The following is a 12,747-nucleotide window of genomic DNA, read 5'->3' on the forward strand; positions in this document are numbered from 1 at the left end:
TCACAAAACAGAGTTGCAGACTTGTCGGCGTATAAAACACCTGACAACATTAAACAAACAAAAGTTTGATTCTTCTATCTGCCTGCATCAAAACTATTCTTTTACGCCAAACCGGTACACACAAACCGAGTAATACTCTTCTCCCGGATTAAGAATTGTCGACGGAAAGTCCGGCTGGTTGGGACTATCCGGGAAGTGCTGGGTTTCGAGACAGAACGTAGAGCGGTGGGAATACACTTTTCCTTTTTTGCCGGTGTCGCTGCCATCCAAAAAATTACCCCCGTAAAACTGCACCCCGGGTTCGTTGGTATAAACTTCCAATGTGCGGCCAGACACAGGTTCTTCAACCCTGGCTGCGAAGTTAAGCCCACTCTCGGCAGGAACCAGCACCCAGTTGTGGTCGTATCCTCTTCCGTATTTGAGTTGGTCAAAATCAGCATCTACCCGCTTGCCAATGGCTGTTGGTTTTCTAAAGTCCATGGGCGTATTATCTACCGGGGCAATTTCACCGGAAGGAATCAAACCTTCATCAACAGGAGTATAATAATCTGCATTAATTTGCAGAAGATGATCGTTGATGGTTCCGTTTCCGGCGCCCTTCAAATTAAAAAACGAGTGGTGTGTAAGATTTACCGGAGTCGGGCGATCCGTGGTCGCCCAGTACTCAATCTTCAATTCGTTACTATCCGTAAGCGTGTATTGCACTTTCACCTTCAGGGTTCCGGGGTAACCTTCTTCCATATCAGGAGAGGTGTATGTAAGCACCAGCGTTTGCCCGTCGGGACAAGCGGCATCCCAAACCACATTATTGAATCCTTTTACTCCCCCGTGCAAATGGTTTTCTCCATTATTTTGTGCCAGCGTATAAACCGTATCGTTTAATGCAAACTTTCCTTTGGCTATACGGTTTCCGTAACGGCCAATCAACGCACCGTAATATACTTCGTTGGATTTCAGGTAGCCTTCCAGCGTTTCGTAACCTGTCACAACATCTTCAAAAGCACCGTTTGCATCCGGCAGCCAGAGGCTCACTACTCGCCCGCCGAAATTAGTAATCTGCGCCACCAGTCCGTTTACATTTTTCAGTGCAAACAACTCAACTTCCTTTCCATCAAGCGTTCCTGCAAACGTTTCTTCGTCAATCAACTCGGGTTGTTTGGGTTGAGGCGTACATGCAGCCACGGCAATTATTGTTAAAAGCAGTATTAAGTTTTTCATCATATTAAAATTGTTTGTTATTAAAGGCATAAGTTGGGACTACCATGATTTTAATAATTCGTGTTTGTGTGAAAAATTTTCTCATGGTCGTTTCATTTTGGTTATTTTTGTTTTTTGAAGGATGCCGCTAATTTACGGGTAATTTTCTAAGAAAAAGAACAGTGTCGTCAATTAAATAAAAAGAATAAACCATGAAAAAGCGACGAGCATATCAGGTACTTTTTATCACTATTTTGGCAATTGCAGCAGCTTGCCGCCCCCAGCCCGAACAACCTCCACGTCCTAACATCTTATTTGCCATTGCCGACGATGCGTCGTGGAAACACTTTGGCGCATACGGATGCAACTGGGTAAAAACCCCGGCGTTTGACCGCGTGGCGGGCGAAGGTATTTTGTTCACCCGCGCCTACACGCCAAATGCCAAATGTGCTCCGTCGCGCTCGTGCATTTTAACAGGCCGCAACAGCTGGCAACTGGAAGAAGCTGCCAACCACTCGCCACTGTTCCCGGCAAAATTTAAAACTTATGCCGAAGCGCTGGCAGAAAACGGATACTGGGTTGGAAGTACTGCCAAGGGCTGGGCTCCGGGAGACCCCGGAGAAATTAACGGGAAAAAGCGTGAACTCACCGGCCCCAAGTTTGATGAGTTTAAAACCGAACCGCCGGCGAAGTACATTTCCAACAACGATTACGCAAAAAATTTTGAAGCTTTTCTGGAAGCGCGCCCCAAAGGGCAACCGTTCTGCTTTTGGTATGGCAGCACCGAACCGCACCGGGCATACGAGTTTGAAGCAGGAATAAAATACGGAGGGAAAAAGACCGAGGATATTGACGAAATTCCTGAATTCTGGCCCGATGTGGACACCGTGCGAACCGACATGCTCGACTATGCATTCGAAATCGAGTACTTTGATTTACACCTCCGGCGAATGCTGGAAAAACTGGAAGAAACAGGAGAACTGGCAAATACGCTGGTGATTGTTACCGCCGACAACGGCATGCCTTTTCCCCGCATAAAAGGACAGGTTTACGAATATTCCAACCACCTGCCACTTGCAATCATGTGGCCCAACGGAATTAAAAATCCGGGACGGGTGGTGCACGATTTCGTAAACTTTATCGATTTTACCCCCACCTACCTCGAGCTGGCCGGGCTCACAACCGAGAAGGCGGGCATGCAGCCGGCTACCGGGAAAAGCCTGACTGACATTTTTTTCTCAGAAAAAGGAGGAAATGTGACTTCTGAACGCGACTTTATTTTGGTAGGCAAAGAACGACATGACGTTGGCCGTCCCGATGATCAGGGATACCCGGTACGGGGAATTATTACCGACGGATTTTTATATTTGCGCAATTTTAAGCAGGAGCGCTGGCCAAAAGGCAACCCGGAAACCGGATACCTGAATTGTGACGGCAGTCCTACTAAAACCTACATTTTGGATACCCGGCGAAAAAAAGGCATCACCGAATACTGGCAGCTTAATTTTGGAAAACGCACAGCAGAAGAGTTATACAATATTGAAAAGGATCCCTTCTGCATGAATAATCTTGCAGAGGATTCGGCATTTTCAAAACTAAAAAATGACATGGAAGATGCAATGTTTGAAAAACTGGCGGAGCAGGGAGATCCCCGGGTTTTAGGCAACGGTGATATTTTTGATAATTATCCCTATCGGGGAGCCGTCAGAAATTACTACAACCGATACATGTCAGGAGAAGAAGTGCCGGCGGGCTGGGTGAACAAAACCGATTATGACGCCTACCTAACGGAATAAACAAAAACCGAATGGGAGCACAAAAATATGAAGACAGAACTTTTACCTTATTATAAAAAAGGCATGCTGGAGGCCGGATGCGACGAAGCAGGCCGGGGATGCCTGGCCGGGCCGGTAGTAGCAGCGGCTGTTATTCTTCCGCCCGATTTTGATTACGGAATACTGAACGACTCAAAAAAACTTTCGGAGAAACAGCGCAACAGCCTCCGACCACTTATCGAAACCGGGGCACTGGCCTGGGCAGTTGAAATGGTCTCCAACGAAGAAATCGATAAAGTAAATATTCTGAATGCCTCTTTCCTGGCTATGAACAGAGCCGTGCAAAAACTAAAAGTAAAACCAGAACACCTGCTCATCGACGGAAACCGGTTCCGCCCGCAAACCAAAATCCCTTTTTCCTGCATGATAAAAGGCGACGGACGTTTCTATTCCATTGCAGCAGCATCGGTACTTGCTAAAACATGGCGCGACGAATTTATGGGGAAAATTCACCTGGAATATCCTGATTTCGACTGGAAGCAAAACAAAGGCTATCCCACTAAAAAACACCGCGAGGCTATCGCAAAATACGGGATAACAAAATATCACAGGTTATCGTTCAGATTACTAAACGAGCAGTTAAAACTAAACATGTAACCACCTCATGCCTAATTCAATCGAAACGGCAGGCCATTCAAAACGATAAAAACAGAAGCAATGAAAGTAGCATTTTTCAGTTCCAAATCATACGACGAAGAGTATTTCACCAATGTAAACAAAACCTTTGACCACAAGCTGCATTTTTTTGAAACGCGGCTCGACGCTCACACCGTAAAACTGGCCAAAGGCTACCAGGCAGTTTGCATTTTTGTTAACGACAAAGCCGATGCGCACGTGATGAGAAAGTTGAGTCAACGTAATATAAAACTGTTGGCGTTACGCTGCGCCGGTTTCAACAATGTAGATTTGGACGCTGCCGAGAAATACGGCATCACGGTGTTGCGGGTTCCTGCCTACTCGCCCAGGGCAGTGGCAGAACATGCATTGGCGCTTATTCTTACGCTAAACCGGAAAACACACAAGGCTTACAACCGAATCAGAGAAGGAAATTTCTCGCTCGAACGGCTCACCGGATTTAATGTAAGCGGCAAAACTATCGGGGTAGTCGGATCCGGCGCAATTGGTAGGGCATTCATCCAACTGCTCAAAGGTTTCGAACCGCATTTTCTGGCATTCGACCCCTACCCCAACGAACAACTTAAAAATGAAGGAGTAGAGTATGTGTCACTTGAAAAATTGCTTTCAGAGTCCGATATTATTTCGTTGCACTGCCCGCTCTCTCCCGAAACACATAAAATGATAAACGCTCAAAACCTGAAATATGTCAAACAAGGGGCAATGCTCATCAACACCAGCCGCGGCAAACTCATCGACACAGAAGCGGTTATTGATTCTCTGCGCAAAAAACAGCTGGGGTCGCTGGGTATTGATGTGTATGCAGAAGAAGAAAAACTGTTTTTCAAAGATCTTTCTGAAATGATTATTGACGACGACACCATCGCGCGGCTCATTAGCCTCCCCAATGTGCTGGTTACTGCACACCAGGCTTTTCTTACCCGCGAAGCGCTGGAGCAAATTGCGGAAACAACCCTGCAAAATATTTCAGATTTTAATAACGGACAGATAGCCGAAACAAACCATGTTGGAAGGAAGCATCTCGGGAAATAACAGGAATGGCAGCAACAAAAAAAACTCAGGCCTGTCTATTTCAGAATATCCGTTAGCACCACGCCCTCTTTAAATCTAAAAACATCGCCGGTTGTATTAAACAACTCTACCATTATAATATAAGCACCCAAGGGCTGCCTGCTTCCGGTTTCGTCTTCGCCGTTCCAAACAAATTCGCCGTTGGTTCCGAGCATCGCATTTTTTGCCAGCGACATCACATACCGCCCTGCAGCATCAAAAATTTTGATATTGGCAACATAGCCGGGAGCAGGCAGTTGGTAGCCGATAACAAACTCATCGTTAAACCCGTCGGAGTTTGGAGAAAAAGCTTTGGGGCTGAAAGTTACAGCCGGCTCTTTCGAAAGCTTTTTCCCTGCCTGCGAATTCTCGTACCCCGGGGTGCCATATCCTGCATCCGAAGAAGCCGAGTGCCAGTTTTCCCAAGTATTTGTGGGCACTGAAAAAGAAATGCGCTCCAACGAAATCCCCTCGTTGTTGGCCAAAAACGGGGAGTGCATTTCCTCAGAATAATACAACTCGTCTAATATTTCCAGATTTTCGTTGAGCAAAACCACGTGGTCACGATCGTTGTTAAACGATGGAAGTTTGCTCACCTGCTGAAAACATTCGCTGCATTTAATGGGGAAAAAGGGGAATACTCCGGCAGTGTCTTTTGTTACGGCCACGTAACTTTTTGGTGGGAACAGGTATATTTTCCCCGACAAGCCTGAAATCTGTGCCAATTGCAACTCCTTATCGCGCGAGGCAAGAAACAATTTTCCAATGGGAATTTCCCGCTCCGAATTATTGTATATTTCCACGTAATCGTCTCCGTCCGGAAACGGGTTAAAAAGCACCTCGCTTACAAGCAATTCTCCGGGTTCGGCAGGCGGGTAGTACTTTTCTTCTGCTGCCACCACTACTTCATCTAAAATCACTTTGTCTGCCGAATAATGGTTGGCAATGTAGCAGACAATCTGCAGCGAATCGCCTGCCAGGCTTTTAGCAGCGGCAATACCCTGTCCCCAATTCCCGGAATTAATGCTGTTTTCAGAAAACGGAGTTTCAGTGCCGCCATCTATACGATAAAAAGCTTTCAGGTATTTTGTTTCGGTATTATCGCCACTCCCAGTTTCTGCCGCAGTGAGTTCAATATTCACTTTTTCGAAATTGCTTATATCAATCCACGCCGAGCGCCAGGTAATTTCACCATCAATATCACAAACCTCAAACCTTCCGCCCGATGTTGCCGCTGTTTTTGCATAATCTCCTGAATCAGTCAAATGCAAGCCAAAGTATTCCAGAAACCAGGATGTTATTCCGGCGAAATCAGCATCTATGCCACCGTTCCCGTCGCCCCAAATTCCTTTCCCGGAAACAGAAAAACTCTCTTTCCATACTTCCTGTGCACCAATCGGGGTGAAGCAGCACAACAGAATGATTGTTAAAAATTTTTGAATATAACAGGCCATCTATCAGCTATTCATTGCAAAATAGTAATTTTACCAAAATATTTTTAATTGAAAACGAGTTTAACACAAAAATCTAAGTAATGAAAGTTGCAATTGTAGGAGCGAGCGGAGCTGTTGGACAGGAGTTTCTCCGCGTACTTGAGGAGCGGAATTTTCCGCTGGACGAGTTGGTATTGTTTGGTTCGGCCAGAAGTGCCGGAAACGAATATGCATTTAAGGGAAAGAAACTCAAGGTAAAGGAATTAAAACACGGCGACGATTTTAAAGATATTGACATTGCTCTGACCTCTGCAGGAGCTGGTATTTCAAAAGAATTTGCAACCACCATTACAAAACACGGCGCCATTATGATTGACAACTCCAGCGCTTTTCGTTACGACGATGACGTGCCGCTGGTAGTTCCCGAAGTGAACCCTGAAGATTCGAAAATCAGATCCAGAAATATTATTGCCAATCCGAACTGTTCAACCATCCAAATGGTTGTGGCACTGAAACCGATTAACGATTTATCGAAAATTAAAAGGGTGCGTGTTGCCACTTACCAGGCAGCCAGCGGCGCCGGAGCCCAGGGTATTGCAGAGCTTGAACAACAAATGAAAGAAGTAGCTGAAGGAAAAGAGGCCACAGTAAACAAATTCCAATACCAGCTTGCCGGAAACCTTATTCCACACATCGATGTTTTCCTTGAAAATGATTACACCAAGGAAGAGATGAAAATGAACTGGGAAACAAAAAAGATAATGCACACCAATGCAGAAGTTAGCGCCACCTGTGTGCGTGTGCCGGTTGCCCGTGCCCACTCTGAAGCCATTTGGGTTGAAACAGAAAAACCGCTTTCTGTTGACCAGGTAAAAGATGCTTTTGTTGCAACAGAAGGGCTTTCGGTAATTGACACCCCCGCAGAAAACCAGTACCCGATGCCGCTGTTTGTTTCGGGCAAAGACGATGTTTACGTGGGTAGGTTAAGAAAAGACATTACCGACCCCAACAGCCTGACTTTCTGGTGTGTTGGAGACCAAATAAAAAAAGGCGCCGCACTAAACGCCGTTCAGATTGCCGAATGGTTAATTAAAGCAGGCGAAGTAAAATAGACAGAATCCGAAATATTTCCAATACAGAATGCCCGGTTTAGCCGGGCATTTTTTATCTTTCCTGTCCTCGTGCCAGGGAGCAATGAGATTTACACATTGATTTTTTTACTCCTCCTCTTCCCAAGTGACATCAAAAAGATAATCGTTAAACGGGAAACGCTGGGAGTGAATCACTTTTATTTCGTCGTACAAAACTTTTTTCAGGGCTTCTATATTTTCCTTTTTAGTTGCAGAAATAAAAATGGCCGGCAGGTTGTTTTTTGCCATCCACGAATTTTTCCACTCATCCAGCGTAAAATTTTCTTTTGTTTTTGGTGAGAGGTCGTCTTCATCTTTTGCTACATGGGTAAATGCATCTATTTTGTTGAAAACGTAAATATTGGGTTTGTCTCCCGAGTCGATCTCTTTTAGTGTGTTATTTACGGTTTCAATCTGTTCCTCAAACCCCGGATGCGAAATATCCACCACATGCACCAGCACATCTGCTTCGCGCACTTCGTCCAGTGTCGATTTAAATGATTCGACCAAGTCGTGCGGAAGCTTCCGGATAAACCCTACCGTATCGGCAAGCAAAAACGGAAGGTTCACTATTACAACTTTTCTCACCGTTGTATCAAGCGTTGCAAAAAGTTTATTTTCGGCAAACACATCCGACTTCGACAACAAATTCATAAGAGTTGACTTTCCCACATTGGTGTACCCAACCAATGCGACCCTCACCAGTTTCCCTCTGTTTTTCCGCTGCGTAGCTTTTTGTTTGTCAATTTTCTTGAGTTGTTCTTTCAGACGCGCAATTTTATCGAGAATAATCCGGCGGTCAGTTTCAATCTGTGTTTCCCCCGGTCCTCTCATTCCGATACCTCCGCGCTGCCTTTCGAGGTGAGTCCACATTCGGGTAAGCCGTGGCAACAGGTATTGATATTGTGCCAGTTCTACCTGGGTTTTTGCGTGGGCCGTTTTGGCCCGGCGGGCAAATATATCGAGAATAAGATTGGTTCTGTCGAGTACTTTACACTCAAGCTGCCTTTCAATATTTCTCAATTGGGTAGGCGACAATTCATCGTCAAAAATTATGGTATCAGCTTCCATAACTTTTATGTAATTGCTGATTTCTTCCAGCTTTCCGGGGCCAACAAATGTGGAAACATTCGGAACATCGAGCTTCTGCGTAAACTTTTTCAATATATGCGCACCGGCTGTGTCAGCCAAAAACTCCAGTTCGTCAAGGTATTCCATTGCCTGCCTCTCATCCTGGTTGTTGTAAATTAATCCTACAAGAACAGCTTTTTCGGTTTGCGGAGCGGTTTCAATCATATAAGTCGTTTTCTTTTATTACTAAATCTCGTTTCTTTGTAAACACGAGTTAATACCATAAAAAACTCCTGACCCCAAACGGGACCAGGAGCTCAAAAATATTTTTTTCTTTTTTTCTACTGTAGTACAAAGTTAATTGGTACTGTATAAGATACGCGCACCGGTTTTCCACGTTGTTTCCCTGGTTTCCATTTAGGAAGGGTGTTTACAACACGCAACGCTTCTTTGTCCAATGACGGGTCAACGCCCCTGGCAATTCTTGCATCAGCTACGGAGCCATCAGTATTTACTACGAAAGTTACATAAACCCGGCCCTGAATACCATTTTCCTGAGCAATAACAGGATATTTAATAGCATTTGCAATGTATTGCCTCAATGCCAGCTCCCCTCCAGGGAATTCAGGCATATCTTCTACAATAAAGAAAACCTGGGTGTCTTCTTCTTCCTCTTCTTTAGGAGTTGAAATTACCGGAGCTACATCAATTACCATATCGTCGGTAACATCTGTTTCTTCGATAAACAATTCGTCTTCAATTTCCACATCGTCGTCCACAATATTTAACACCTCTACAACTTGTGGTGGTGGCGGTGGTGGTGGCGGTTGAACTTCCTGTTCGCGGGTGATCGGAATAATTTCTTCCTCAACTGCCTGCATCTCAACCTGCCCTAATGAATCTACTTTTTTGGGCGAGGTTTTATACTCAAAAGCAGCGAGTATTGCTCCCAGCGCAATAACCAGACCCAACATCAGGAACAGGTTCCTTTTGTTCTCCAGATCTGCTTTTGGTGATTTTTTAACTTCCATAGTACTTATTTTTATTAGTTTCCTTAATAATGACCGTCCCTCATTTGAGAGGGCTAAAGATAGAAAATAATTGTTACTTGCAAATCAATTTTTTTGATATTTAATAGAGCAGAACCAATTCCTGCTATGAACACAGTTCATGATCTTTTAATTGTTTTTTTGAGAATCTCAAAATACTTTAATAGAAGTAACAAAAACTTTACCACAGCTATTGAAGCTGATAAAAATTTTTTATATTTGCGCCCACTTGGGGCATTAGCTCAGTTGGCTAGAGTGCTTGACTGGCAGTCAAGAGGTCGGGGGTTCGACTCCCCCATGCTCCACAAAAGAAGAGCTGCAAAAGAAAAATGCAGCTCTTCTTTTTATGCAGAATTGAACTGTCCTAGTAGTTCGCCTCTTCCCAAAAAGCCTTCTTGGGATTCACCTTCGGAACAAATAAAATAAACCGAGCAAACTAAATAGTATCTTCATAATTCTTTCCTTTTATAGTAGCACCTGCTTGACTCTTCGATTCAGGTGAAAAAAATTCAAACGGCGCAAAAAACCATGTTCAAAAAACAGCCTGTTCAATAAAAATTATTGTTAACTTACATATCAAAAAAACCAAATTTATGATAAAGCTAACTTCTGCAAAAACACTAAGTTCTTCGGTAAAAATTATTCGCAACAATTCTTGCACAAAAGTCATTTCACGCCTGAAATGCAATATCAGTCTTAGGTTATATATTACATTGGGACTGCTACTTCCTCTCACTCATATTTCAGGACAAACGTTCGATGCACATTTAATAATGTCCTTCAATTCACAAGGGGCAAATGATGTGGCCCTGGGAGATATGGATGGAGATGGAGATATGGATATTGTTGGTGCCGGTGCAGAAGCGTTTGTCTGGTTCGAAAACGACAATGGAAACTACGAATGCCATGTAATAGATAATTCTGCCACAACAGCAAGTGGAGCCTTGGCTCCGAATATTGCAGACATGGATGGTGACGGAGACATGGATATTTTAGGATTAGGATGGCAAAGCAATACAATACAATGGTATGAAAATGACGGAAAAGGGAATTTCTCAACCCGCATTATTGACAACAAGCTTAACTATCCGATGAGCACCGTTGCTGTTGATTTGGATAAAGATGGTGATATTGATGTGTTAGGCTCAACATATTACTCGCAAGTTTTCATCTGGTACGAGAATAACGGAGAAGAAGATTTTCAATACCACGAAATATATGCCGCAAATAATACAGCACAAAGCATTGCCGCAGGAGACATTGACGGAGATGGCGATGAAGATATTATAGGCAGCACCGGAAGCTCTTTAATGTGGTTTGAAAATGACGGGAAACAGTCTTTTTCAGCAACACACAATATAAAAATAGGAATCTACTTCGCCCTGAACGGACAAAACAGTATTGTTGATCTGGACAACGACGGCGACATTGATATTCTCTGCTTTTGTTATTCAAAAGACATTTTTGCCTGGCATGAAAACGATGGAAAGGGGAAATTTACTTACCATATAATAAACGACGATGCAAACTACTCAGACGGGCCAAGGTGTATTTCTTCAGGCGATATCGACAAGGACGGAGATATTGATGTACTGGGAACGGTGGAATCTGGGCACTTTTTATGGTTTATCAATGATGGCAGCCAGTCATTTCAACCTCAGTTTACCGACAGCAAAAACAACAGCTTATCGGCAGGTGCGCATGGAATTTCTGCCGGCGACATTAACAACGACGGTTTTGTTGACATTATTGGGGCTGCAATCTACTCAAATGCATATTCATTGTGGTTAAATGACGGCACAAATTCGTTTAGCCCGCTCCTTTTAGAAAAAGATGCTTTCAACTGCTACGGTATTTTCGACATTACAAGTGGGGACCTGGACAACGACGGAGACACCGACATAATTGGGGCGGCAGGAGAAGCAGGTCGCTTTGTATGGTTCAAAAACAATGGTCATGGCGGTTTCACGCCACATATCATTAATGCGGAAACCAGTTATTCAAAAAATTCGAGAGCGGTAAAAGCAGTTGACATAAATGGCGATGGTCATCTTGACGTAATCGGGACCGGATACTGGACTGGTATTTTTTCTTGGTTTGAAAACGACGGGAACGGCAATTTTTCACCACACTCCATTGATGCATCAAAAGCAGCAGACGGCTCCACAGGAATTGATTTTGCAGACTTGGATAACGACGGCGATGCAGATGTGGTTGGAGCAGCGGTAATTGGTGACAATTTCTTGTGGTACGAAAACAACGGGACAGGAGGGTTCACCAAACATGTGCTAAACAACAATCCGGAATTTGCTGATGGTGCCTACAATGTATTTCCTGTAGATTTAGACGGAGACGGAGATATTGATATTCTGGGAAGTTCGCGATATCCTTCGCTGGCTTTTACGTGGTTTAAAAATGACGGCCAGGGTAATTTTACGGCTCATTTAATAGAAAAAGTGACAACCGGAGCCGTCGATCTTCCCGATATTAAAGCTGCCGACTTTGACAACGATGGAGACATCGATGTTGTCGGAACCAACAGAAATCCGGGGGACGCCTTTATCTGGTACAAAAATGATGGACAAAACAATTTCACGAAAAATACGGTTCCTGGAGAAATGTGCAGAAAAGTAGAGGTATTCGACTACGATAGCGATGGAAAAATCGATATCATTGGAAACTCGTCCAACGGGATTACCTGGTACAAAAATAACGGGAACGGAAAATTTACCGCTTTTCACCTCGACGAATATTCCACCGGTTCAAAAGCAATAGTCCTTGCCGATATTGACGGGAATTGTATTTCAGATGTAGTCGGGGTATTTGGAAACGCTTTGGTTTGGTTTAATAATCTTGATTTCAATCCCGGAAATATTTATACCGGAATCGAAGAAACCAATGGATTATTAACCTCTCAAACTAACAATGCAACGTATCAGTGGATTAGGTGCGACAAAGGGAACAGCGAGGTGTCCGGCGCCGTCAATAAAAGTTACAATCCGTCTGAACCGGGTGAATATGCCGTAAGAATTACGTTAAACGGATGCACCTACACATCTGACTGTTACTATTTTTTAAACACATCTGTGCATGAACAAATAAATCGCAGCCCTGAAATTCTGCTTTACCCGAACCCTTCCGGTGGCAAATTCAAAATCGACAGCCATAAAAAACCGGAAAGAATTGAAATTTATACAATGACAGGACAGTTGGTAAAATGCCTCGACAGCAAAAAACTACAAGAAGTAGAACTGGATAGAAAAGGAATTTTCATTGTACGAATAGTTTTAGAAAATAACTGCTACGACAATATTCTGGTCATAAACTAAATTATATAATTCGACTC

Annotated in this window: 9 protein-coding genes and 1 tRNA gene; 6 read left to right on the forward strand and 4 right to left on the reverse strand. The window is 43.8% G+C overall.

Annotated features, from left to right (window positions below; genetic code table 11):
- Nucleotides 1-93 precede the first annotated feature (93 nt).
- On the reverse strand, nucleotides 94-1,221 hold the full coding sequence (locus tag BUB08_RS08175; RefSeq protein ID WP_073000895.1) for an aldose epimerase family protein: 1,128 nt from the start codon (nucleotides 1,219-1,221) through the stop codon (nucleotides 94-96).
- 188 nt (nucleotides 1,222-1,409) lie between these two features.
- Here BUB08_RS08175 and BUB08_RS08180 point away from each other — a divergent pair, with 188 nt between their 5' ends.
- Genes BUB08_RS08180 through BUB08_RS08190 form a run of 3 tightly spaced genes read left to right on the forward strand, consistent with a single transcriptional unit; the run spans nucleotide 1,410 to nucleotide 4,700 of the window.
- Nucleotides 1,410-2,993: a sulfatase family protein gene (locus BUB08_RS08180; protein ID WP_073000619.1), complete on the forward strand. Its 1,584-nt coding sequence runs from the start codon at nucleotides 1,410-1,412 to the stop codon at nucleotides 2,991-2,993.
- A 27-nt stretch (nucleotides 2,994-3,020) separates the two neighbouring features.
- A complete protein-coding gene (locus tag BUB08_RS08185) occupies nucleotides 3,021-3,629 on the forward strand; it encodes a ribonuclease HII (RefSeq protein ID WP_073000621.1) in 609 nt (202 codons plus the stop codon).
- Nucleotides 3,630-3,689: 60 nt separating this feature from the next.
- Entirely contained in the window at nucleotides 3,690-4,700 is a 1,011-nt protein-coding gene (locus BUB08_RS08190) for a 2-hydroxyacid dehydrogenase (RefSeq protein ID WP_073000623.1), read from the forward strand.
- Between the two features lie 35 nt (nucleotides 4,701-4,735).
- On the opposite strand, the gene BUB08_RS08195 is transcribed toward BUB08_RS08190, so the two are convergent.
- Complete coding sequence (locus BUB08_RS08195) at nucleotides 4,736-6,172, reverse strand: T9SS type B sorting domain-containing protein (protein ID WP_073000626.1); 1,437 nt, start codon at nucleotides 6,170-6,172, stop codon at nucleotides 4,736-4,738.
- Nucleotides 6,173-6,252: 80 nt separating this feature from the next.
- On the opposite strand from BUB08_RS08195, the gene BUB08_RS08200 reads away from it, so the two are divergent.
- A complete protein-coding gene (locus BUB08_RS08200; RefSeq protein ID WP_073000628.1) occupies nucleotides 6,253-7,263 on the forward strand; it encodes an aspartate-semialdehyde dehydrogenase in 1,011 nt (336 codons plus the stop codon).
- Nucleotides 7,264-7,368: 105 nt separating this feature from the next.
- Here BUB08_RS08200 and hflX read toward each other — a convergent pair whose 3' ends face one another.
- The gene (hflX, locus tag BUB08_RS08205; protein ID WP_073000631.1) at nucleotides 7,369-8,577 is read right to left on the reverse strand and encodes a GTPase HflX; all 1,209 of its coding nucleotides are present in this window, start codon (nucleotides 8,575-8,577) and stop codon (nucleotides 7,369-7,371) included.
- Nucleotides 8,578-8,693: 116 nt separating this feature from the next.
- Nucleotides 8,694-9,383: an energy transducer TonB gene (locus BUB08_RS08210; RefSeq protein ID WP_073000634.1), complete on the reverse strand. Its 690-nt coding sequence runs from the start codon at nucleotides 9,381-9,383 to the stop codon at nucleotides 8,694-8,696.
- A gap of 249 nt (nucleotides 9,384-9,632) precedes the next feature.
- Here BUB08_RS08210 and BUB08_RS08215 point away from each other — a divergent pair.
- Nucleotides 9,633-9,706: transfer RNA gene (locus tag BUB08_RS08215), tRNA-Ala, on the forward strand.
- A gap of 288 nt (nucleotides 9,707-9,994) precedes the next feature.
- Nucleotides 9,995-12,730, forward strand: coding sequence for a T9SS type A sorting domain-containing protein (locus BUB08_RS08220; RefSeq protein WP_083570651.1), 2,736 nt, complete (start codon nucleotides 9,995-9,997; stop codon nucleotides 12,728-12,730).
- Nucleotides 12,731-12,747 lie beyond the last annotated feature (17 nt).

The sequence above is a fragment of the Mariniphaga anaerophila genome (genome assembly GCF_900129025.1).
GTDB classification, from domain to species: domain Bacteria; phylum Bacteroidota; class Bacteroidia; order Bacteroidales; family Prolixibacteraceae; genus Mariniphaga; species Mariniphaga anaerophila.